Origin of the sequence: Staphylococcus shinii, from assembly GCF_017583065.1 — a bacterium.
In the GTDB taxonomy this organism is placed as follows: Bacteria; Bacillota; Bacilli; order Staphylococcales; family Staphylococcaceae; genus Staphylococcus; species Staphylococcus shinii.
Window position 1 is genome coordinate 33,816 of record NZ_JAGEVL010000006.1, and the last position, 22,832, is coordinate 56,647.

21 protein-coding genes and 1 riboswitch are annotated in these 22,832 nt (G+C 32.6%); of the genes, 15 read left to right on the plus strand and 6 right to left on the minus strand.

Annotated elements, in window-relative coordinates; genetic code table 11:
- Window positions 1–82 precede the first annotated feature (82 nt).
- On the minus strand, window positions 83–943 hold the full coding sequence (locus J5E45_RS08900) for a MurR/RpiR family transcriptional regulator (protein ID WP_119584703.1): 861 nt from the start codon (window positions 941–943) through the stop codon (window positions 83–85).
- A gap of 173 nt (window positions 944–1,116) precedes the next feature.
- On the opposite strand from J5E45_RS08900, the gene J5E45_RS08905 reads away from it, so the two are divergent.
- The 10 genes from J5E45_RS08905 (at window position 1,117) to J5E45_RS08950 (ending at window position 13,656) form a co-directional block, all read left to right on the plus strand.
- The gene (locus tag J5E45_RS08905) at window positions 1,117–2,607 is read left to right on the plus strand and encodes an aldehyde dehydrogenase family protein (RefSeq protein ID WP_208182066.1); all 1,491 of its coding nucleotides are present in this window, start codon (window positions 1,117–1,119) and stop codon (window positions 2,605–2,607) included.
- Between the two features lie 24 nt (window positions 2,608–2,631).
- Window positions 2,632–3,516 carry a 4-hydroxy-tetrahydrodipicolinate synthase gene (gene dapA, locus J5E45_RS08910; RefSeq protein ID WP_119584707.1) on the plus strand — a complete coding sequence of 295 codons (885 nt, stop codon included), beginning with the start codon at window positions 2,632–2,634 and terminating at the stop codon, window positions 3,514–3,516.
- Between the two features lie 18 nt (window positions 3,517–3,534).
- On the plus strand, window positions 3,535–4,914 hold the full coding sequence (locus J5E45_RS08915; RefSeq protein WP_208182068.1) for a flavin monoamine oxidase family protein: 1,380 nt from the start codon (window positions 3,535–3,537) through the stop codon (window positions 4,912–4,914).
- 349 nt (window positions 4,915–5,263) lie between these two features.
- Entirely contained in the window at window positions 5,264–6,337 is a 1,074-nt protein-coding gene (locus J5E45_RS08920; RefSeq protein ID WP_208182069.1) for a YkvI family membrane protein, read from the plus strand.
- Between the two features lie 708 nt (window positions 6,338–7,045).
- A complete protein-coding gene (locus tag J5E45_RS08925; RefSeq protein ID WP_208182071.1) occupies window positions 7,046–8,236 on the plus strand; it encodes a SulP family inorganic anion transporter in 1,191 nt (396 codons plus the stop codon).
- The gene (locus J5E45_RS08930) at window positions 8,236–9,366 is read left to right on the plus strand and encodes an amidohydrolase (protein ID WP_069792382.1); all 1,131 of its coding nucleotides are present in this window, start codon (window positions 8,236–8,238) and stop codon (window positions 9,364–9,366) included. Before J5E45_RS08925 ends, J5E45_RS08930 begins: the two co-directional genes overlap by 1 nt.
- A 78-nt stretch (window positions 9,367–9,444) precedes the next feature.
- Window positions 9,445–10,326, plus strand: a complete 882-nt coding sequence (locus J5E45_RS08935; protein WP_069792383.1) for an SDR family oxidoreductase — start codon at window positions 9,445–9,447, stop codon at window positions 10,324–10,326.
- Window positions 10,327–10,462: 136 nt separating this feature from the next.
- Window positions 10,463–11,074: a flavin reductase family protein gene (locus tag J5E45_RS08940; protein WP_208182073.1), complete on the plus strand. Its 612-nt coding sequence runs from the start codon at window positions 10,463–10,465 to the stop codon at window positions 11,072–11,074.
- A 148-nt stretch (window positions 11,075–11,222) separates the two neighbouring features.
- A riboswitch (SAM riboswitch) is annotated at window positions 11,223–11,323 on the plus strand.
- A 111-nt stretch (window positions 11,324–11,434) separates the two neighbouring features.
- Window positions 11,435–12,727: a Na+/H+ antiporter NhaC family protein gene (locus J5E45_RS08945; RefSeq protein WP_208182075.1), complete on the plus strand. Its 1,293-nt coding sequence runs from the start codon at window positions 11,435–11,437 to the stop codon at window positions 12,725–12,727.
- A gap of 422 nt (window positions 12,728–13,149) precedes the next feature.
- The gene (locus tag J5E45_RS08950) at window positions 13,150–13,656 is read left to right on the plus strand and encodes an SRPBCC family protein (RefSeq protein WP_039068094.1); all 507 of its coding nucleotides are present in this window, start codon (window positions 13,150–13,152) and stop codon (window positions 13,654–13,656) included.
- A 291-nt stretch (window positions 13,657–13,947) separates the two neighbouring features.
- Here the strand turns inward: J5E45_RS08950 and J5E45_RS08955 are convergent, their stop codons facing one another.
- Complete coding sequence (locus tag J5E45_RS08955) at window positions 13,948–14,709, minus strand: MurR/RpiR family transcriptional regulator (protein ID WP_208182077.1); 762 nt, start codon at window positions 14,707–14,709, stop codon at window positions 13,948–13,950.
- 223 nt (window positions 14,710–14,932) lie between these two features.
- Here J5E45_RS08955 and J5E45_RS08960 point away from each other — a divergent pair, with 223 nt between their 5' ends.
- Window positions 14,933–16,525: an alpha-glucoside-specific PTS transporter subunit IIBC gene (locus J5E45_RS08960; RefSeq protein ID WP_208182079.1), complete on the plus strand. Its 1,593-nt coding sequence runs from the start codon at window positions 14,933–14,935 to the stop codon at window positions 16,523–16,525.
- Window positions 16,526–16,687: 162 nt separating this feature from the next.
- Here J5E45_RS08960 and J5E45_RS08965 read toward each other — a convergent pair whose 3' ends face one another.
- Window positions 16,688–17,218 carry a hypothetical protein gene (locus tag J5E45_RS08965; RefSeq protein WP_069792387.1) on the minus strand — a complete coding sequence of 177 codons (531 nt, stop codon included), beginning with the start codon at window positions 17,216–17,218 and terminating at the stop codon, window positions 16,688–16,690.
- A gap of 265 nt (window positions 17,219–17,483) precedes the next feature.
- Between J5E45_RS08965 and J5E45_RS08970 the strand changes: the two genes are divergently transcribed.
- From J5E45_RS08970 to J5E45_RS08980, 3 genes are all read left to right on the plus strand, one after another.
- A complete protein-coding gene (locus tag J5E45_RS08970) occupies window positions 17,484–18,398 on the plus strand; it encodes a bile acid:sodium symporter family protein (RefSeq protein WP_208182080.1) in 915 nt (304 codons plus the stop codon).
- Window positions 18,399–18,625: 227 nt separating this feature from the next.
- Window positions 18,626–19,270 carry an HAD family hydrolase gene (locus J5E45_RS08975; protein ID WP_039068089.1) on the plus strand — a complete coding sequence of 215 codons (645 nt, stop codon included), beginning with the start codon at window positions 18,626–18,628 and terminating at the stop codon, window positions 19,268–19,270.
- Between the two features lie 4 nt (window positions 19,271–19,274).
- The gene (locus J5E45_RS08980) at window positions 19,275–19,466 is read left to right on the plus strand and encodes a hypothetical protein (RefSeq protein WP_039068087.1); all 192 of its coding nucleotides are present in this window, start codon (window positions 19,275–19,277) and stop codon (window positions 19,464–19,466) included.
- 49 nt (window positions 19,467–19,515) lie between these two features.
- On the opposite strand, the gene J5E45_RS14375 is transcribed toward J5E45_RS08980, so the two are convergent.
- The 3 genes from J5E45_RS14375 to J5E45_RS08990 all read right to left on the minus strand — a co-directional run bounded on the left by J5E45_RS14375 (window position 19,516) and on the right by J5E45_RS08990 (window position 20,956).
- Window positions 19,516–19,698, minus strand: coding sequence for a hypothetical protein (locus tag J5E45_RS14375; RefSeq protein ID WP_017722850.1), 183 nt, complete (start codon window positions 19,696–19,698; stop codon window positions 19,516–19,518).
- Window positions 19,698–20,054, minus strand: coding sequence for a hypothetical protein (locus J5E45_RS08985; RefSeq protein WP_039068085.1), 357 nt, complete (start codon window positions 20,052–20,054; stop codon window positions 19,698–19,700). Before J5E45_RS08985 ends, J5E45_RS14375 begins: the two co-directional genes overlap by 1 nt.
- A gap of 71 nt (window positions 20,055–20,125) precedes the next feature.
- The gene (locus J5E45_RS08990) at window positions 20,126–20,956 is read right to left on the minus strand and encodes a formate/nitrite transporter family protein (RefSeq protein ID WP_208182082.1); all 831 of its coding nucleotides are present in this window, start codon (window positions 20,954–20,956) and stop codon (window positions 20,126–20,128) included.
- A 314-nt stretch (window positions 20,957–21,270) separates the two neighbouring features.
- On the opposite strand from J5E45_RS08990, the gene J5E45_RS08995 reads away from it, so the two are divergent.
- A complete protein-coding gene (locus J5E45_RS08995; RefSeq protein WP_208182083.1) occupies window positions 21,271–22,659 on the plus strand; it encodes an amino acid permease in 1,389 nt (462 codons plus the stop codon).
- Window positions 22,660–22,832 lie beyond the last annotated feature (173 nt).

Here is a 22,832-nt window from a genome sequence, read left to right on the forward strand (position 1 = left end):
CACTATTCTAATACTAATCTGTCCAAGAGAAAGGAGTGGAAACTTTGCTAAAAAATAATGCCAGCAAAATTTTATTTAAAAATTATTTATGATATGTAACATTATTTCTAATCAATGTATCTTCTAGTGTTCTTAGTTTATCTAATGAAGATTCGGATGTACGTTTTCCTAATTCTAAGACTAATGCATCTATAAGGGCGATTATTGGTACGATTGAAAAATGATCTTTACTAACGGACAACTTTAATGTTACTGAAGCATATTCGATAATTGGGGAAGAATCATAATCTGTAATTAACAATACATCATTCCCTTGGTTCTTTGTTTCTTTTACTGCGTTAATGACTGAATATGTGTAGGGTTCAAATGCAAATACTATAAGAATATCTTTAGCAGCCATTTTAGTTATTTTATCGAGTGTTGCATCTGTATCCCCGCTTAGTTGATGGACATTTAAATAGAATTCATTTAATAAATGTTCAAGATATAAAGCTGTTGATTTATAAGGTCTAGTTCCCAAAATACTTACACTTGTCGCTTGTTCAATATATTGAACTGCTATATCAAAGTTAGCAATTAAATCAGTTTTCAACGATTGGTTTAATAAGTCCACGCTTTTATCCCATACGTTGGTCAAAGTATTGGTCTTCAATTTTTCACTATGGATAAAAGCATTCTTTAGAGAGAATTTAGTATTACTTGGTAGAGCTTCGTTGTAAATATCTTTTCTAAAATCATTAAAATTTTTATAATCCAAAGCATTGATGGTTCTCATCACTGTAGAAATACCCACATCTGCTTTATTTGAGAGTTCCTTAATAGTTGTAAGGCCTAAATCTTCAAAATTTTTAAGTATATAATTACATAACTTTTGTTGTTTTTTAGGTAGAGTACTTTTTCTATTTACAAGTTTTTCTTTTAAAGATAATGTTTTTCTGTTCATTAAGAATCCTCTCCTTCCGATAATAATTCTTATTTTAACTAATAATAACAGAAGAATTGCAGTAATCAAATAACAATATAAGAATAAAAAAATTCCTTTTTTATTTGAAAAGGTTTACATTTATTCATTTTTGGTGTTAAAATTCAAACCAATAAGATTAAGGAGGCAATTAAATGTTGAATTTTGATATTAAAGATTTGAAACCAAAGGTACAAGAGTTCTTAAGTAGAGAAATCCCGCTATATATAGATGGGAATTACACAAAAGCGATAAACAACAATACTTTTGAAGTAATTGATCCCTCAACAGAAGACTTTGTAGCGAATGTAAGTGAAGCTGGGGGAAAGGATATAGATAAAGCAGTTGAAGCTGCGAGAAAAGCATTTGACGAAGGTTCTTGGACAAAAATGGAAGCGCATACAAGGTCAAATATAATTTACGAATTTGCACGATTATTAAAAGAAAATCGCGAAGAACTTGCCGAATTAGAAGCTATTGATAGTGGTAAACCTTATGAGGTAGCTTTAGCAGACGATATAGATGGTACAATCCAACAATTTGAATACTATGCTGGTTTTGCAACAAAAATATCCGGTAAAACGACTCAAATATCAAATGATTTAGTTAGCTATACTTTACATGAACCAGTAGGAGTTGTTGGTCAAATTATACCTTGGAATTTTCCATTGTTAATGGCTGCTTGGAAGTTAGGTGCAGCATTAGCAGTAGGATGTACCATTGTAATTAAACCAGCGACAGAAACTCCACTATCACTACTTTATGCGGCTGATTTATTTAAACAAGCAGGTTTTCCAGATGGCGTAGTTAATATAGTACCAGGGCCAGGACGTACTGCTGGAGAATTTCTTGTTAATCATGAAAAAGTAGATAAGGTAGCGTTTACTGGATCGACAGATGTTGGAAAAGGTGTCATGAAAGGGGCAGCAGAGCAAATTAAAAATATTACGTTAGAGTTAGGTGGGAAATCTCCAGCTATATTACTAAAAGATGCTGATTTAGATGAAGCGATTGATGGTGCTTTTGATGGGACAATGTATAATCAAGGCCAAAACTGTAGTGCTTGTACAAGAATTTATGTACATCGTGATATATATGAGGAAGTTATTGAGGGATTAAAAACAAGAGCTGAAAACGTGAAAGTAGGTCCAAGTATGGAACAATCAACTGACATGGGGCCGCTTATTTCTAAGAGACAGCAAGATAAAGTAATTGATTATATTAATAAAGGTAATGAAGAAGGAGCAAGATTAATTTTTGGTGGTAGTAAAGTTAACGAACAAGGTTATTATATAGAACCTACAATTTTTGCAGATGTCGAAGATGATATGACAATTGCACGAGAAGAAATCTTTGGTCCTGTAATGGCAGTATTTGTATTTGATGAAATCGATGAAGTTATAGATAGAGCCAATAATAGTGAATATGGATTAGCTTCAAGTGTCTGGACACAGAATCTTAAAAATGCCCATTATATATCTAAAAAACTGAAAGCAGGAACGGTTTGGATTAATACAGTTGGTCTTGAATTAGAGACAATGCCTTTCGGCGGCTATAAACAATCCGGTATTGGAAGAGAAATGGGTGGTGAATACGGGTTACAAAGTTATACAGAAGTCAAAAGTGTAATGATTAATATTGATTAAATAAAAATAAATGGAGGATTTATTATGTATAAACCATATGGAATGATTGCAGCGCTACCAACGCCAATGTTAGAAAACGGAGATATTGATTATAATTCATTCGGTAATTTAATTGAACATGTGATTGCTGGAGGTCTTCAAGGCGTGCTTGTCGGCGGTAGTACTGGAGAGTATTCGTTAATGACTACAGAAGAAAGAAAACAAATTATAGAATTTGTAACTTTAAAAGTGAATAACAGAGTACAAGTCATGGCAGGAACAGGATGTCATAGAACATCAGATACAATTGAATTAACGCAATTCGCTGAAAGTGTGGGTGTAGATTCTGCCTTAGTTATAAACCCGTATTATATGGTTACAAGCGATGAAGGTATTGTAGAACATTATAAAAATGTAGCAGAGAGTACAAGCGTTGGTATAGTTATTTATCATTATCCAGAAGCCACTGGAGTTGAACTTGCACCAGAAATCATTCATGAAATTAGTAAAATTGATGGTGTAGTAGGCATTAAAAACACTGCAGATGGTGTTCACACTTCTAAGGTGCTTGATTTAGTTAAAGATGACCCTGATTTTGCATTATTAAATGGCTTTGAAGATCTATTTTTACCTTCATTAGCAATTGGTGCACAGGGAGCAATAGGTTTAGTAGATAATTTAGTTCCAAGTAAAATCGCTCGCTTATATAAACTTGTGCAAGATAATAACATTCAAGAAGCAATAGAATTAAATAAACAATTACTTCCTTTGTATAATTTATTAGAAGAAGAAACAGTGCCTGGGACAGTAAAAGCAGGATTAAAAGTTTTAGGTATTTCTGGAACAACATGCCGTTTACCGTTAAAACCGGCCACTCCAGCATTTGAAGAAAAAATGAAAGTAGTATTGGATGAAATAAATAATAGTTAAAATAAGAGGTGTTTAATTATGAAAGACGTAATTATTATCGGAGGTGGCCTAGCTGGGCTTTCAGCAGCTTGGCGCCTCAAAAACCACAATATATTGTTACTAGAATCATCAAATCGTGTAGGCGGTCGAGTAATGTCAGAAAGACGAGGTAACTATTGGTTGAACTGGGGAGGTCATGTCTATGCAGGAGAAGGATCAGCTACTGATGAATTATTACAATCTGTAGGTGTTAAATCTACACCTGTACCTGGCACGTTATCTGCTATGCATCTAAATGGAAAGTTATTATTGAGCGGAAGAGTAGAACTTTATCCATTTAGGGTACCGATGTCTTGGAAAGCAAGGTTGGCAATGTTAACTGTTGGCGCAAAGGTTAGGTTAGCAGTTATGAAATATAGTAAAGTAGCGAAGAAACGTCCTTTAGAAGAACCTAGTGTCCAGCAACAACGTATTCTAGATTTTATGAATGATAAAACATTTTCTGAATTTACTGGTAAATTACCTACAGATGCAGATGCAATATTTCGACCTACAGTAAGTCGCTCTACAGGCGATCCAGAACAAATATCAGCTGGCTCAGGTGTGGGATACTTTGATATGATTTGGAGCAAAGAAGGCGGACTCTCAAAAAATATAATAGGAGGTCCTTCAACTTTAACCAACACTATAGCATCAACATTAAAACATCAAATTGAGCTTGAAACAGAAGTTCGAGAAGTAGTTCATAACCAAGATTTTGTGACAGTGCGTTATATTAAAAATGGTAAAGAAATTACTGAAACAGCACGTTATGTGGTTCTAGCGACTCCTGCACCCATAACTAGAAAAATAACTAAGAATTTTAGTGCTGAACTTGATAATGCATTAAGTAAAATTAAATATGGACCTCATGTGAGTGCTTCATTTTTAACAAATGAAAGCGGAAAACAAGTATGGGATGATGTATATGCTTTTGCTACACCCAAAAAATCATTTGATGTTTTGATTCATAATTCTAATGTGAATCATGCTTCAGAGAAAAAAAGAGAACAAGGTAGTAGTTTTATGACTTTTTCTCCAGCAAATAGGGGAAAAATGTTAATAGATAAATCAGAAGAAGAAATTTTGGAAATTTATTTAAATGATTTAGAGGACATGGTCCCAGGCTTTAGAAATTATGTTGTAGAAGGACATGTTAACAAATTTCCGTATGGTTCAGCATATGTTTACCCAGGTCGTGCTAAGATACAACCAACACTAACTAAACCCGAAGGCAGATTATATTTAGCTGGAGATTATTTAGGAACTCTCTATACAGAGACGGCTATTCAGACAGGGTTTACAGCAGCTCAAAATATTAATAGCTTATTAGAATTTAACGAAATTAAAGAAGATAAAAAAATAAAAAATATTTTGTAAGCGCTTACTAATGATTTATTAGTTTATGGATAAAATAGCTTAGAAATATTTTATTTAATTAGTATTAAATTATTTTATCCTATGAGAATTTTTATAATGAACAAAAGAAGTTTGATTCAGTAACTTCTTAGTTATTATTACAATCTGAATTTAACATCGGTTGACAAATCATAAACCTATTTTCGATTATGTTAATTATGTTTGTAACTTGTAGGATAAAATATACTCAAAATTATCTATTTGAAGATAAAAGTAAATCTTGTTGTCAAATAAAAACTTGAATTTTAATTATTATTTGAAATCCTACAAGATTATTTTACAAATAATCGAAAAGGGGATGCTATGGGTAATGAGCAAAGATAATAAAGCAGCATTTAAAGTAACTTTGGCTTATTTAAGCTTTATTGTAGGAGCCGGTTTTACTACTGGTCAAGAGTTGTTACAATTCTTTGTGAATCATGGTAATTATGCATATATAGCTGTGATTCTCACAGGTATTATTATAACTTTTGCAACACGACAAACTTCAAAAATTGGCTATCTTTTAGATGCAAATACTTATGAAATATCGTTAAATAATATATTTGGTAAATTTATTGGGCGTATATTAGATTATCTGACTATATTTTTTTTGTTGGGGCTAACTGTAGTTATGATAGCAGGTGGTGGTTCAGCCTTATATCAAGGGTTTGATCTACCAATTTGGATTGGATCGTTAGCAATTGTTATCTTACTGTTCATCGTATTACAACTTAAATTTAATGGCATTATGGTAGTATTAAGTGTGGTAACCCCATTTCTTGTAATAGCAGTGTTAATCATTGCAGGATATAACATTATTAATCCAACAGTTCCTTTTTCAGAAGTGAATAAATATATCCAACCTTCGCAAACCTCTAGTCCTTTTTGGTGGTGGGATGCCCTTGTATATGGTGGGTTGATTATTGGCAATAGTTTTGGGTTTTTAACCATTATCGGTTGTGATTCAATTAGTCATAAAGCAGCGAGAAGAGGTTCATTTTATGGTGGTTTAGGATTCAGTATCTTACTATTAATCATGACAAGTGGTTTATTAGCAAATATTCAAAAAGCAAACAGTGTAGATATACCGACATTATTATTAGCTAATGATATACATCCATTGGTTAGCGTTTTTATGTCAGCGGTCATGATTGGGGTAATATTTAACGGTTGTGTTGGTATGTTGTATACTTTTTTAAACAGGTTTACTAAACCCAAAAGTAAACAATATGTTTTACTGCTTAGTATTTCACTAGTTGCCTCATTTTTACTTAGTTTCATTGGTTTTGTTGATTTAGTAAATTTCGTTTTCAAAACATTTGGTTATATTGGCTTATTTATTAGCGCAGCTTTATTAGTAAGATGGATTTATAATAAATTCTCAATAACAAGATTGATGTAATAGAAAACCCTATCAACTATAATTTAATAAATTTGTATATCAATGTAATAATAATTATATTTACACTGAACATCTTGAGCTTAAGATAATGATGAAAACACTCTCAAAAATAATTATTAAATCTAAATGGATATTTATTTTACGAAGAACCTTATGATTTCATAGTTAACATGTTTGCTATGTGACTTAGTCTATAAAAGGAATATAAACAATTAACAAGCTTGTATGATTTTGGAATGAAGAAGCGAGTGGTTAGCTTTTATATAGTTACTGCCAATTTAAATATTTATAAATAAGGACTGTCTATTAGTAATTGGATATCTTCATTAAGTCAAAGTTACCCAATTAAAAAGTAGGCGGTCTTTTTATGTATAAAGAGTGAAGGGTATTTACTAAGAAATTAAAACAGTAAATGATTAATTTATATTAAAGTGTAAAATCAAGAACAAATATTATTATAGAATATCTCTTAATAGAAACTACATTAAATTGTTAGTATTATATATGTTTATCTAGTGATTTATATAAGCATAGAGATGTTTGTAGGAGTTAAGGACATCGCAAAAATAATGATTTTGTATTTGTAATATTTGGTAGTGTAGTACATACGTATGAGTATCAGCTCAAGTACTGATGTTTTTATATTTTTGATAAACAGAATTGATAAAATATTTCGACAATTATGATACCATATGACAATAGGAACATATGGAGGTGACATTCGGCGTGACACACATTAGTTATATCAAACAATGGCAAGGTAATATCATGCCGAATGCACTATCTGGTGTATTAATAGCACTTGCACTTCTACCAGGCGCTATCGCGTTTTCTTTTATTGCAGGCGTGAGCCCGACAATAGGCATGTTAAGTACAGGATTGATGATGATTGTTATTAGTTTTACAGGAAATAGGAACTTAATGGTCTCAGCGCCAAGTAGTGGTGTCTCTTTAGTCGTAGCACCACTTATGGCGAGTTATGGTATGCAAGCAGTAATTTTAGCTACAATTTTTATGGGAATAATTCAAATTATATTTGGTTACTGTCATACAAATAAACTATTGGATTATATTCCTACAGGTGTTGTAATAGGGTTTATGAATGCCCTCGGGGTACTCCTATTCACATCTCAGCTTGATAATATATTTTATATTTCTAATACTACTTATATTCTTGTGCTAATTTCATTTTTAATTATTTGGTTGGTTCAACGATATATAAAAATTATACCGGCGCCTTTAGTTTCTATTATTGTACTAACATTTGCTGCTTGGTTAATTAAGCCAGATATTCAATATGTTCACAATTTAGCTCCCATACATGTGCGTATACCCAATATTAGTTTACCTAACATAAACTATGATTTGGAAATTGTTTTTATTATTTTTATGTATGGATTAACAATGGCCATTGTAGCTGTTGTACAAACAACCTTAACTGCTCGAATGATGGACGTTGTTACGGATACGCCTAGTGATAAAAACAAAGAGTCAATTGGTCAAGGTATTGCAAATTTTATTGTAGGATTGTTTGGTGGATATGGTGGTAGCGCATTAGTGGGACAATCAAAATTTAATTTAAGTATGGGAGCAACATCGAGAGTTTCAACTTTGATTACTGGTAGTTTTCTACTTTTTGGTTTATTTGTATTTGGAAGTATTATTGGTCAAATACCTATGGCGGTATTAGCAACCGTATTAATTACGATATCTTTAAATACATTTGATAGAAGAACTGTATCGTTTGTTAAAAAGGCACCAATTTTTAATGGGTGTATAGTAACGTTAACGATGGCGATTATATTAATAACGAATAATTTAGCTGCAGGTGTAGTAATTGTAACAATTGCCTACTATCTCATTTTGCGCTTAAAAAATAAGAAAGGACGTGACATGTAATGCCACATTATGAAGATTACATAAATTGGAGGAGAACTTTTCACCAATATCCAGAATTATCAGATGCAGAATATGAAACAACAAAAAGATTAAGAAGAATTTTAGAATCATATAATATTACAATCTTAGACTTACCATTAGAAACTGGTTTAGTAGCAGAGATTGGTCAAGGTGAACATTTTGTAGCAGTCCGAACAGACATAGATGCATTACCTATTAAAGAGCAAGTTGTACATGAATTTACATCTACGAACGAAGGTATGATGCATGCTTGTGGACATGATATTCATATGGCGAGCATACTTGCAGTAGCGACAAAATTGAAAGAAATTGAATCGCAATTAGCTGGGCGCGTACGCATTATCTTTCAACCTGCAGAAGAACTAGGTTATGGTGCGTATCATATTACTGATACAGGCGCGATAGAAGGCGCTAAAGCGGTGTTAGGCTATCATAATTACCCTACATTAGACATTGATGAATTTGCAGTAAAATCAGGTGTTATTACATCATCGGTAGATCGTTTTGAATTTAAAATTAAAGGTGTAGGGGCTCACGCTGCAAAACCTGAACAAGGTAATGATCCAGTTATTGTGTTAGGACAATTAATTAATAGCGTGCAATCTATTGTTAGTAGAAATTTATCAGCATTCGATAATGGCGTTGTTACTATCGGTGAAGTATCGAGTGGTAATACATGGAACGTTATTGCAGATGAAGCTTATGTTCAAGGCACAGTGAGAAGTTTTGACGAAGAGAAACGCAATTACATCGAAAAACGCTTGCGTGCAATTGGAAGTGGCCTTGCAGAAGCATTTGGTGTTGAAATTGAAACGTTATATCATCGTTTACCAGGTGCAGTTGTTAACGATGAAAAATTAACAGAAGACGCTATAGAGGTTGCTAAATCGGTAGGTTATAATGTGAGTATTATGGATCAACCATTAACCATCGGAGAAGATTTTTCTGGTTTCTCAAATAAATATCCAAGTGTATTTGTGTTTATTGGTTCTAATAGTGAATATGATCTGCATCATCCTAAATATGATCCAGATGAACGTATATTAGAAAAAGTACCTGATTATTTCGTAAGTTTTGTACAAAAACTTTTAAACGAACAATCTAAATAGAATCTTCGATTGATGTATTAAAAGTTAAAAAATCAGGGTAATGCATAAGCATATTCTTTAAATAAGGAGTGTTTGCATATGCCAGGACAAGATCCTAGAACAAAATTTTCAAGTGAAGATTTCCCGAAACAAGAACAAGCCATTCCAGGTTTACAAGATAAATTAGAGCCTAAGCCTGATTGTGGTGAAACAACTTACACCGGTTACGGACGTTTGAAAGATTACAAGATGTTAGTGACTGGTGGAGATTCTGCTATCGGCAGAGCCGCAGCTATTGCTTATGCAAAGGAAGGTGCGGATGTGGCGATTAACTACTTACCGGCTGAGCAAGTAGACGCTGAAGAAGTGCAACAAGTGATTGAAGCTGCGGGTCGTAAAGCGGTATTAATCCCAGGTGATATACGTGATGAACAATTTAACTATGATTTAGTTGAAACAGCTTATAACAAACTTGGTGGATTAGATAATGTAACAATTGTAGCAGGACATCAGCAATATAGAAATAATCTTAAAGGCTTTGATACTGAATCATTTACTGAGACATTCGAAACAAATGTCTATCCTATTTTCTGGTCAGTGCAAAAAGCAATTGATTATTTAGAACCAGGTGCAACGATTACATTGACGTCATCTGTACAAGGGTATAATCCAAGTCCAATCTTGCATGATTATGCCGCTTCCAAAGCAGCTATTATTTCACTTACCAAAAGCTTATCTGAAGAATTAGGTAGTAAGGGGATTCGAGTGAACTGTGTAGCACCAGGCCCATTCTGGTCACCGCTCCAAATTTCTGGTGGACAGCCCCAATCTAAAATTCCTACTTTTGGTCAAAAAGAAGTTTTAGGTAGAGCTGGCCAACCCGTTGAACTTTCAGGCGTATACGTCCATTTAGCTGCCGAGGAATCAAGCTATACAACAGGCCAAGTTTATGGTGTGACAGGTGGCACCCAATTAGATTAGAATTGATGCAGAAATGAGACCGTAATCTAATTTAACTATTAGTATTTTGATATCTAGGCGATACTAAGTATAAGGAGGCAAGGATACATTGATATCCTACCTCCTTCTTATTTATAGAAAGGTAAGGGAATCATTTATGAAGAAATTTAAAGCAGATACTTTAACTAAAAAGCAAAATTATAAATTATTAAGTGGTAGTGTGATACCTAGGCCCATCGCATTTGTTACTTCCCAAGATAAAGAAGGGCGTTTGAATGCAGCGCCATTTAGCTTTTTCAACGTTGTTAATAGTGCGCCTCCAATGATTATGATTTCTACAGGTCGTTCTGAAGGGAAACGCAAAGACACTTCTTTAAATATTGAGGAAACGGCATCGTTTGTTGTCCATATCACAGATGAAGCTACAGTAGAACAAATCAACCAAACAGCAGCACCATTAATCCGTAACCAAAATGAATTGGAAAGAACAAACCTGAATTGTGTTGACTCTGAATTAGTTTCAGTGCCTGGCATTGAACAAGCAAAAATTCGTATGGAATGTAAGTTAGATAGAATTATTCCGTTAGGTGACTCTCAAGAAGGATCTGACTTAATTATAGGTGAAGTAGTCATGTTTCATATTGATGAGTCCGTTTATTTTGAAGATAGTAAAATAGACGCCGATGCGCTTAGTGCAGTAGCTCGTTTAGCGGGTAATGATTACGCTTCTTTAGGAAATAAATTCACAATAGAACGTCCATTGGAGTAACTAAAAGATATTTAACAAAATAAGCTTTATTGAAATAATAGATAGTTGGAAGGGAGAGAAAATGAAAGCATTTATAAAAATTGTTTTCTATCCGCTTTCCTATTTGACGAATTACGATTAATACTGTACTGTAATAAAATAAAATAATAACTTATCAAGAGAAGTGTAGGGACTGGCCCGTTGATACTTCGGCAACATGATGATGCGTGTGCCAAATCCAGTAGCATAAATTATGCTAGAAGATAAGAATGAATCACAGATTACTCTTTCTTCTTAAATAGAAAGAGTTTTTTTATTTTTAGGACTTAAAAATAATAGAATGTTAGATTCTGTTTTAATATTTAGGAAAGTTGGTTATGTATGGAGGAGACAAAAAAAGGTAACGCATGGGCTTTGATACCTTTAATCGTATTTGTTGGTATGTTTTTAGGTGTAGGTGTTGGTACGGGTGACTTTACTACGATGCCACTCAATGTAGCTATATTAGTTGCGTCTATCGTTGGCTTAGCATTAAACAGAAAAGAAGCATTTCATAAAAAAGTTGAAGTTTTTACAAAAGGTGCAGGACATTCTAATATTATTTTAATGATGTTGATTTTCTTGTTAGCAGGTGCATTTTCCCAAACGACAGAAGATATGGGCGGCGTGGAGTCGACAGTTAATTTAGGGTTATCATTAATACCAGAAAACTTAATTATTGTCGGGCTCTTTATTATATGTATGTTTGTATCTTTATCAATGGGTACGTCTGTAGGAACGGTAGCTGCTATAGCGCCAGTTGGTTTTGGTTTAAGTCAGGCTACAGATGTTTCAGCAGCTATCACAATGGCTACTGTTGTTGGTGGCTCTATGTTTGGTGATAATTTATCGATGATTTCTGATACTACAATAGCTGCAGTACGTACTCAGAAAACGAAAATGAGCGATAAATTTAAGGTGAATATAAGAATTGTCTTACCTGGTGCGATATTTACTATTATTGTGCTTTGGTTTTTAACTAATGGTGCGCACATAGATGCAAGTAAAAGTTACGATTATGACCTTATTAAAGTAATTCCATACTTATTTGTGCTTATCTTAGCACTAATAGGTGTAAATGTCGTTATCGTATTAATCGGTGGTGTTGTACTTTCTGCAATTATCGGATTAATTTATGGTTCATTTGGATGGACTGGCTTATTAAATTCAATATCTAAAGGTATTATCGGCATGGAAGATATAGCGGTTATTGCATTGCTCATTGGTGGATTAGTTGCGTTGATTCAACATAATGGTGGTATTACTTGGTTGTTAAATTTTGTACGCAGTAAAGTTAAATCTAAACGCGGTGCAGAATTAGGGATTGCTGGCTTAGTAAGTGTTGCAGATATATCAACAGCAAATAATACTATTTCTATATTAATGGCAGGCCCATTAGCGAAAGATATATCAGAAGAATATGATGTAGATCCGCGTAAATCAGCCAGTATTTTAGATATGTTTGCGAGTTGTTTCCAGGGTATGTTGCCATATAGTCCTCAGCTGATTGCGGCTGCAGGTGTGGCGTCTATATCTCCATTTGAATTAGTACCGTATTCTATTTATCCAATGATATTAGGTGTTTGTGGACTGATAGCAATCTTCTTTAGATTGCCTAGATTAAATAAAAAGTAATTAAGATATATTTAAATTTGAAGTGAGGTAGACTTTTAAGTACTGGCTAGTGTGTCGGAGTTATAAATTGATAAATAGGATTTAGAAAGCATTCGAAAATTTTTTGTTTTCACTGTGATTTTAAATTTTAACTGATTATAATTGATATTAAATTTGAGTCCGGGCATGTGTACACCGGGCTCATTCGCTTTTTTTAATAAATAGTATGTGAACAGAATATGCTAAGATAAGCGTGAAGTTTATTTAGATAATATTCACTAAAAATGAAAGTTTTGACGTTTACTGACTAATAGCGATAAAATGAGATTGTTAAAGCTTTATAAATATTAAAGAACATTACTATATTTATGTATTAATTGTTTAGAAGTATAGTGGAATGCGTTAGAATAGTAATAAGAGTGAAAGTAGGTGAACAATCGATCGTGGGTAAATACAATGTAGAAAATGAGAATGTTGAAATTCGTCTTGAAAGATTATTCAAAGTAGAGCCTGAATTATTATACCAAGCGTGGACAGACCAACGCTTTCTTAAACAGTGGTTTATGACAACTGAAAGAACAAATAAAACTATTGAAGTAGCTGCGGAACAAAATGGAACGTATAAAATTGTTGATGTTCGTAAAGGTAAGGAAAATGTAGTACAAGGTACTTTTGCTTCATTATTGCCTTATGAATATATCGTCATGACAATTGGTATGCCAGAATTAAGCGATTCAGAAGATACGATAGAAGTAGAAATATTCGAAAGAGAACCTGGCATTACACAAATGGTTTTCAATTATACTGCTTTTGTACCAAGAGAAAGAAGATTAACATCTTTAGAATATAAACAGAAGAAGAAAGAATATCATGATTCAACGGCGCATGGATTTGAAATGCTATTCGACAAACTACAATTAACACTTGAAGAGTTTGAAGCGGATTTATAATATTGTTGAGTTGATATTGTAATCATATTGTCTGATATGATTTTGTTGGATTTTCATAATTCTGATAATATCGTTTAAGTTTGAATAAAGTTTCGGCCCGTATCAAAGGAAATACTTTATACGGTTTGCTCGGTCGTTACTTCAAATAAATAACGCTCCCTTTAAAGTAATTACTAAATGTGTAAAAACTTTAGAGGGAGCTTTTTATAAGTAATAAATTCAAAGTAATCATTTAAGCCTCAATACGGTTATTTGAACATGTCGAATAAGATGATAGTTGGAAAGTATATTTTAGTACAATTCACCTACTACTTTACGTTCATTATATTTTCGTAATAAGGTTTCGAAGAAAATATGGTAACTAATAAAGCTTGAATAATCTATGCCGTCTGCTAAGTAAAATGTATTACTAGATACATAAATATTATAATTTGCTTTCTGAGCAAGGGTATTATCTTTTAAAGTGGTAACAGAGAAAAAATATTTTTGACGTAACTGTAATAAATTGCTGATATCTGTTAATTGCTCTGATTCACCAGAAAGAGAAATGATAAAAAAGATATCTTTCGGTGTTGTTTTATTCAATACCATTTTAAATTCGTGTACGTCATGAAGTACGATAATATTTTTATGTACCGTTAGTAAGATACGCTGTGCCTCTTGAGCAACATTCATTTGGGCTAATCCAGTTCCATATAAATAAATGGTTTCTGCTTGGTAAATTTTATCTGTAATCAGGTCATAATCGATTCTTTCTAAATAAGTGAAAGTATTTTCGATTTCTTGTTTAAAACCTTCGATTGAATCTGAAGCTAATTGATGTGATTGTTCAGTTTCAAATTTTAAATAAGATTTAAAATCACTATAACCATCAAAGCCTAATTTACGTGTGAAACGATGAATGGTGGCGTTAGATGCGTGGGTGTGTTCTGCTAATTCTTGTATTTTCATCGTTTTACATTGTAGGATATGTGTATTAATAAAATGTGCGATATGTAAATCATTTTCATTTAATTTATTAAAGTTAGTATTAACACGTTCATCTAAAAACAAATTTGTCACCTCACACTTCATGAAAATATTTTCATGTTTTGAAAATATAATCTGATTATACAAAATTGTTCCGAATGGCGTCAAACTATTGTCTGTATGTAAGCGTTTCCCTTAATATTAAATTAATCACATACAACACATACTCAATGAATTATATTTATAGATTTATTATGAACGATGTGTAGATAAATGCTTATGTATAGAAATAGGAGGTTATACGACTATGAATGCAATTAAACGATTTGGGAGTGCGATGATTGTACCTGTATTAATGTTTGCATTTTTTGGTATTATTTTAGGATTTGCCACTTTATTTAAAAATCCATCGATTATGGGAAGCATTGCTGCTGATGGAACAACTTGGTTTAAAATTTGGTCAGTAATCGAAGCTGGTGGTTGGACAATTTTTAATCATATGGAAGTTGTGTTTGTGGTCGGTTTGCCACTATCTTTGGCTAAAAAAGCGCCTGGACATGCAGCTTTAGCAGCATTGATGGGCTACCTTATGTTCAATACTTTTATAAATGCAATACTTACGCAATGGCCGCATACATTTGGAGCGAATTTGGAAAAAGGCGTTGAAAATGTAACAGGACTTAAAGCGATTGCTGGGATTGAAACGTTAGATACGAATATACTTGGTGGAATTATCATTTCAAGTATCATAACTTGGATACATAATCGATACTACAGTAAACGATTACCAGAGATGTTAGGCGTTTTCCAAGGTCTAACATTTGTGGTGACGATATCATTCTTTGTTATGTTACCAATAGCACTACTTACATGTGTTATTTGGCCGACGGTGCAAGGTGGTATTACTTCATTACAAGGCTTTATTATTGGATCAGGTTATATTGGCGTTTGGTTGTATCACTTCTTAGAACGAGTATTAATTCCAACAGGATTACACCATTTTATATATGCACCAATTGAAGTTGGTCCTGTTGTAGTCAATCATGGCTTAAAAGCAGAATGGTTTGAACACGTTAATGAATTTGCTAAAAGCACTGAACCATTAAAAGAACAATTCCCATATGGATTTATGCTACAAGGTAATGGTAAGGTCTTTGGGGCTATAGGTATTGCTTTAGCGATGTATTCAACTACACCTAAAGAAAATAAAAAGAAAATTGCAGCATTACTTATTCCAGCAACATTAACTGCAGTTGTAGTTGGTATAACAGAACCATTAGAATTCACATTTTTATTTATAGCGCCTTATTTATTTGTTCTCCATGCGTTATTAGCTGCAACAATGGATACGATGATGTATGGATTTGGTTTAGTAGGTAACTTTGGTGGAGGACTATTAGACTTCTTTGCAACAAACTGGATACCGTTAGCACAAAATCATTGGTTAACTTATGTGATACAAATCATTATAGGCTTAGGATTTACTGCGATTTATTATTTCTTATTTAGGTTTTTAATTCTTAAATTTGATATTCCACTTCCTGGCCGTAAAAAAGATGAAAAAGATATGAAGTTATATAACAAAAATGATTATAAAGGTAAAAAGAATGAAGATAATAACGCAATATCCACAGGGAATGAGTATGAAGATAAGGCGATTTATTATTTAGAAGGTTTAGGTGGTAAGGAAAATATCAAAGATGTAACAAACTGTACCACACGCCTAAGACTTACTGTGAACGACGTTGAGAAAGTCGAAGATAGTGCGTATTTTACACATAATCAAATGGCGCATGGATTAGTAAAAAGTGGCAAAAATGTCCAAGTGGTTGTAGGTATGTCAGTGCCTCAAGTAAGAGAAGCATTTGAAAATTTAGTGAATAATGAAGATGTAAAATAATTATATAAAAGTAATATAGGATAAATTAAACAAGCGACAAAACGCTCGTATAAGAATTAATTAATAATTTCATTCTAAGTAACTATTGCGGTTAGATTAAGAGGAACCAAGACAAAAATATATGTCTCGGTTCCTCTTCTTTTGTTATTATTTATATTTATACTATGAAATTCTAGCTTTATTCATCCAACGAGGTTGGTATGCAGCGCCAAGTATATCAATGTTATGTGTAGCAATCATATATATGAGTTTTGCAAAAACTGAGGGTGACGTAGATACGTTTATCTTATTGCGATTGAAAGTATATGTAATGTATTCGGTTTGATTTATTAAATTCAAAATATCGATGACTTTGTCTTTAATGAATGCGTCACGAAGTCCATCTACAACTAATTCAAAACGTCTCGAAGATAATAATAAATGATCTAAATCTAAAAGGTCATTAGTATCTGTACCTAGTAGTATTTGATAAATAGAATAGTTATGAAAACTAAGAAAACTAATTATATATGGTAATTGCTGCTTTGGTAAATTAATCTCCAAAGCATACAAATTATTTTGTTTGAAAATCGTAAATTTAAATGAATTACAAAATTGTATTTGTTTACAAAGTTTGGTTAAATTTTTTCTTGTGGCACGATTATTTAATCCTCCAATATTTAACACAAAAGTTTCAGTTTTATCTAAAAACATATGATACCCCCAATATCTATAGAAAGTGTTTTATCTATATTAATCATAATATTCAATTACACTTAAATTTCCACAAGTTATTATTTCTATTAGATTGTACCACTCTTTTTTATTGGAATCACTAGGTCTTAAGAACGAAGTTAAAATTTTTTCATAGTAATTGATTACAGATGTTATTTTTAGAATATTTAGAAAATTAAGTTGTTTGGAAGTATAAAGTATGATACATTTTTCTTTGTTAATACATAAAGGGAAGTGTTTATAGATGTTATCAAAGGTAAGTAGGTTTGCAACCAACACATTTTTATTATGGATGTTAGTTGCTGCAATTATAGGTTTTATTTTTCCTGATCAATTAGCAACACTAAGTGGTTGGGTACCTTATTTATTAGGTATTGTTATGCTAGGGATGGGGTTAACGATTGACCCTAAAGATTTTAAAATAGTATTTCAAGCGCCGCGTGCTGTAATGATTGGTGTTATATTACAATATACAATTATGCCAGTAGCAGCTTTTTTAATAGCTAAATTATTTCATCTACCACCTGAAGTAGCTATAGGTGTCATTTTAGTGGGATGTTGTCCTGGCGGAACATCAAGTAATGTAATGAGTTACCTTGCTAATGCAAATATCGCTTTATCAGTTGCAATTACAAGTGTATCCACACTATTAGCACCGATTTTAACGCCAGCCTTAATATATTTATTTGCTAATCAATGGTTAGAAGTATCATTTATGAGTATGTTTTGGTCTGTTGTTCAAGTGATCTTAATTCCTATCATCATAGGCTTTGTCTTACAAAAATTATTTAAAAACTTTGCCGCTAAATCAGCGACAGCTTTACCAATTGTTTCAGTTGTAGCAATTTCACTTATCTTAGCGTCGGTAGTAGGGGGAAGTAAATCACAAATACTTGAAACTGGCTTATTGATTTTTGCAATTGTTATATTACACAATATTGTGGGGTACACACTTGGATATACTTTGGCTAAAATATTCCGTTTAGAAAGAGCTGATAAAAAAGCTGTTTCTATTGAAGTGGGTATGCAAAATTCAGGTCTAGCTGTATCATTAGCCACCGTTCATTTTAGTCCATTAGCTGCAGTGCCAGGGGCTGTGTTTAGTCTGATTCACAATATTACTGGACCAATATTAGCTAAGTATTGGAATAAACGATAAAAGTAAGAAGAGGCTAGGCCAAATTATAAACTGTGGACAGTCAAGTAAACAATTAAATAATTAGAGCAACTTAATGGTCGAATTTATAGCTATGCTATGGATTCGACCATTTTTAATGTTATTCATTTGTGTTATAAAAATGGATATATTATTAGTTAATTAAAATATGAAATATGATAAGCTATCATTAAATGAATGTTACCCCATATTAAATAGGAGGCGTAATTATGTATAAGGCAGTTGTATTTGATTTTGATGGCACAATTATAGATACTGAAAAACATCTGTTTGAAATTATTAATAAGCACTTAATTCAACACAATTTACAAGAAATATCATTAGACTTTTATCGTCAATCTATAGGAGGCGCCGCAACGGAATTACATAGTTATTTGGAAGCACAAATCGGTATGAATGATAAAGAAAAGATTTATTTAGAACATAATGAAACGAGTGTTACTTTACCAATTGTTGATGCTATGCATCAGCTTATGGAATATTGTAAAAAACGTCATATACCTATGGCAGTTGCCACAAGTAGTTATCGTGAAGATATTCAGCCAACGTTTGACAATTTAGGATTGAGTGAATATATAGATGTTATTGTAGGACGTGAAGATGTAGAGTCAATTAAACCAAACCCGGATCCATATCTCACTGCTGTCCAAAGGTTAAATTATAACCCAGCAAATTGCCTAGCGATTGAAGACTCAGTAAACGGTGCAACAGCAGCTGTTACTGCGGGCCTTGATGTTATTGTCAACACGAATCACATGACCGAATTACAAGACTTCAGTCATATTGCATATACAGGGAAAGATTTGTCTGCGGATGAAATCATAGCATTATGTTTTGAAGCTGATAGGAGTTAGTTGTATGAATGGTTATTTATTAATATTTTTCTTAGGTGGTCCTATCATATTAGCTATAGGTAATTTAGTTTTAGGGCCAATATTTAATAAAAAGATTCCTTTTAAGATACAATTTCGTTCATTTATGGTCGGTACAATGGTTTATTTATTAGGAGCTGTAGCTTTATATTATTTAGTACTACAAGATAGATTTTGATTATATATACTAAAACAGATGACGCTTTACAAGACAAGCGTCATCTGTTTTATAAAAGTTGAAATATTAATGTTACACATACAAGAACAAGCAGTATAGCATCTATACCTATCATGATAGCAAACCGGGGATTCTTTTCTCCGGTTTCTTTAGTTTTTTTATAGGCTTTCAAATTTGGAATTAAGCTTACAATTAATAAAATAATTACGACGATTCCTAATATTACACTCATTATTTGTCACCACCATTTTGATTTTTTGTTAAAAACTCCCAAACGTAGCCGGCAATAATACCTAAGATTAATCCAATAATGATTCCGGCTTTTATTGCTGAAAAGAGAGCACTTATGATAATCGCAATTAATAATGCAATAGGAATAGTTATACCAAATTTATATTTTCGTTCTGGAGAATTTACAATAGAAAATAAAGTATAATATAAAATGCCAAAAACAAAGATAACCATTACACTTTTTAATATTAAAGGAGCAACTGAACTATCAGACTCACTAAAATAATTTAAAAAGAAAAATAACACACCAAATATAATGGAAACCGTAAGGGTACGTTTCATTAAGTGTTTATTCATATATAACTCCTTTGTAATAAAATCTACTGAAAATTATACCATACAAAATAGATGAAATATTGTATTAGTAGTTATCTTGGTATTTTATGTTCATATTGGTGATGATCATTTAAATAAGCATAGAATAAACCTATAATTAATCCGCCACCGATGTAATTGCCGATGGCTGAAGCTATTAAATTGATACTCACAGGGATAAATATTAATTCACTACTTTGGTAGACTAAACCGCCACCAAATAGTACGGAGTTATATACAACGTGCTCATAACTCATAAATGCAAATATAGATACACCAAACATCATGACGAACATTTTAGCTAAAACATCATCTATTTGCATTGCTATGACTAAAGAAATATTAATGAAGAAATTAGCGAAAATTGCTTTAATCAATATTGCAGTAAAGCCAGCAGTTAAAGTCTTATGTTCAATCGTGTGCTCTAATTGTATTAACATGTCAGTGGTCATCACATCAGAATGACGTAATAACAAGAAAAATAAAAATCCGCCTAAGGCATTACCGATAAAGCATAGTGTAAAAATTTTAAAAACTCTGGTAGGGCTAATGACACGATAATATAAGCCAACTGTAAAATACATAAAATTACTCGTTAGCAATTCTGAATTGGTAAATAAGATAAGTACTAAGGCAAAACTAAATGCTATAGATGCAATTATATTGATAACACCAGAAGGTAGATGAGTGTCTAGTGACGCTTTAATAAGCAAAACGAAGACAGTAATAACACCTAAAATAAAACCAGCCATTATAGCTCGAAGTAAATAGCGTTTAAAATAAAAGCTTTGTAAAATGTCTTTAGTTTTGATGGTATCAACTACGTGGTCAATCCAAGCTTTCCCATAAAATACTTTATCCCATTTAATGTTTTTTTCCTTCAATTTTTTATCCTCGCTTTCTATAATTAATTATAAGTATACTATGTTAGCAAGTATTTGTGATATTTTTCACAATTTCTACATTAATTCACTTGGGATTAGATTTTCGCTCTATTTTAATAGTAGATTGTGAAGGGAATATTTTTTTAATAAAGCTTTACTTTTTAATGTAAAATCGCGTACAATTGTTAAATGGTTATGTAAGCCCTTACATAAAAGTGAAAATAATTGTTTTAATTTTTTGAATTTATAGTATAATAACGTCATAATAAGTGAATTTAGTTCCACTTATATTTGAAAGAGATGGGGTTTGAATGATGAAAGATAATAACGAATTACAGAGGGGGCTAGGTGCACGTCAAATGCGTATGATTGCACTTGGTGGAACGATTGGTGTAGGACTATTTATGGGAGCTACAAGCACTATAAAATGGACAGGTCCTTCTGTTATATTTGCATATTTAATTGCAGGTATATTTTTATTCTTAGTAATGAGAGCGATGGGAGAAATGGTTTATTTACATCCTACTTCTGGTTCTTTTGCTAACTTTGCAAGTGATTACATACATCCAGTAGCAGGTTATCTAACGGCTTGGAGCAACGTTTTCCAATGGGTAGTTGTAGGTATGAGTGAGGTAATCGCAGTCGGAGAATATATGAACTATTGGTTCCCTGATTTACCACAATGGATACCGGGTGTTATTGTTGTAGCGTTATTAGCCGGTGCTAACCTTGTATCTGTTAAAGCGTTTGGTGAATTTGAGTTTTGGTTTGCGATGATTAAAGTAGTTACAATTATTTTAATGATAGTTGCAGGTTTTGGTCTTATCTTCTTTGGTCTAGGAAATGGTGGAGAAGCAATTGGTCTCTCGAATTTATGGTCTCATGGCGGATTTATGCCTAATGGTTGGATTGGCTTCTTCTTTGCACTTTCAATTGTTATCGGCTCATACCAAGGTGTTGAATTAATTGGTATTACTGCTGGTGAAACAAAAGATCCACAAAAAAATATCAAGAGCGCGGTTAACGGTGTTATCTGGCGTATTTTGATTTTCTATATTGGTGCAATTTTTGTAATTGTTACAGTTTATCCTTGGGATGAATTAGGACATATCGGTAGCCCATTCGTAGCTACGTTTGCTAAAGTCGGCATCACTTTTGCAGCTGGATTAATCAATTTTGTTGTACTTACTGCAGCAATGTCAGGCTGTAACTCAGGTATATTTAGTGCCAGCCGTATGTCATTAAATCTATCTCAAAAAGGTATGTTACCTAAATTCTTTGGTAAAGTAATGAAAAATGGTGTCCCTATTTGGACTGTACTAGCAATTGCCACAGGTATTTTAATTGGTGCTTTACTTAATGTAATCTTACCATTGTTTATTAAAGGTGCTGATAGTGTATTCGTATATGTTTATAGCGCTTCGATTTTACCAGGTATGGTACCATGGTTCATGATTTTAATTAGTCATTTAAGATTTAGAAAAAATCATCCTGAAGAAGTGGAAGGTCATCCCTTCAAGATGCCAGGTGGCGCATTTACAAACTACATTACAATGGCGTTCTTTATTATGGTGTTAATTGGCATGTTATTTAATAAAGAAACTGTGGTTTCAGTAGTTATCGGTATTGTATTCCTATTGTTTATGACGATGTTCTTCTTCTTGAAGGGCTACCATAAATTAAGTAAAGATCAACAACTTTAAAGTATAAAGTCCCACTTCTCTAAAGAACCACTTCTCAATGTAATGAGTTAGTGGTTCTTACACATGAGTACTAACTCAGGTGTTCAGCTATTGAGTTAGTGGAACTTGTGCATGAGCATTAGCTCAAGTAAATCTTTTATTATTAAATATAGTCATCTTAAAGGGGTGGGACG

What these genes read in the sequence shown, in the direction of transcription:
- J5E45_RS08900 (WP_119584703.1), bottom strand. Translation starts at nt 943, where the DNA reads ATGAACAGAAAAACATTATCTTTAAAAGAAAAACTTGTAAATAGAAAA.
- J5E45_RS08905 (WP_208182066.1), top strand. Translation starts at nt 1,117, where the DNA reads ATGTTGAATTTTGATATTAAAGATTTGAAACCAAAGGTACAAGAGTTC.
- dapA (WP_119584707.1), top strand. Translation starts at nt 2,632, where the DNA reads ATGTATAAACCATATGGAATGATTGCAGCGCTACCAACGCCAATGTTA.
- J5E45_RS08915 (WP_208182068.1), top strand. Translation starts at nt 3,535, where the DNA reads ATGAAAGACGTAATTATTATCGGAGGTGGCCTAGCTGGGCTTTCAGCA.
- J5E45_RS08920 (WP_208182069.1), top strand. Translation starts at nt 5,264, where the DNA reads ATGAGCAAAGATAATAAAGCAGCATTTAAAGTAACTTTGGCTTATTTA.
- J5E45_RS08925 (WP_208182071.1), top strand. Translation starts at nt 7,046, where the DNA reads ATGGAGGTGACATTCGGCGTGACACACATTAGTTATATCAAACAATGG.
- J5E45_RS08930 (WP_069792382.1), top strand. Translation starts at nt 8,236, where the DNA reads ATGCCACATTATGAAGATTACATAAATTGGAGGAGAACTTTTCACCAA.
- J5E45_RS08935 (WP_069792383.1), top strand. Translation starts at nt 9,445, where the DNA reads ATGCCAGGACAAGATCCTAGAACAAAATTTTCAAGTGAAGATTTCCCG.
- J5E45_RS08940 (WP_208182073.1), top strand. Translation starts at nt 10,463, where the DNA reads ATGAAGAAATTTAAAGCAGATACTTTAACTAAAAAGCAAAATTATAAA.
- J5E45_RS08945 (WP_208182075.1), top strand. Translation starts at nt 11,435, where the DNA reads ATGGAGGAGACAAAAAAAGGTAACGCATGGGCTTTGATACCTTTAATC.
- J5E45_RS08960 (WP_208182079.1), top strand. Translation starts at nt 14,933, where the DNA reads ATGAATGCAATTAAACGATTTGGGAGTGCGATGATTGTACCTGTATTA.
- J5E45_RS08965 (WP_069792387.1), bottom strand. Translation starts at nt 17,218, where the DNA reads ATGTTTTTAGATAAAACTGAAACTTTTGTGTTAAATATTGGAGGATTA.
- J5E45_RS08970 (WP_208182080.1), top strand. Translation starts at nt 17,484, where the DNA reads ATGTTATCAAAGGTAAGTAGGTTTGCAACCAACACATTTTTATTATGG.
- J5E45_RS08975 (WP_039068089.1), top strand. Translation starts at nt 18,626, where the DNA reads ATGTATAAGGCAGTTGTATTTGATTTTGATGGCACAATTATAGATACT.
- J5E45_RS08980 (WP_039068087.1), top strand. Translation starts at nt 19,275, where the DNA reads ATGAATGGTTATTTATTAATATTTTTCTTAGGTGGTCCTATCATATTA.
- J5E45_RS14375 (WP_017722850.1), bottom strand. Translation starts at nt 19,698, where the DNA reads ATGAGTGTAATATTAGGAATCGTCGTAATTATTTTATTAATTGTAAGC.
- J5E45_RS08985 (WP_039068085.1), bottom strand. Translation starts at nt 20,054, where the DNA reads ATGAATAAACACTTAATGAAACGTACCCTTACGGTTTCCATTATATTT.
- J5E45_RS08995 (WP_208182083.1), top strand. Translation starts at nt 21,271, where the DNA reads ATGAAAGATAATAACGAATTACAGAGGGGGCTAGGTGCACGTCAAATG.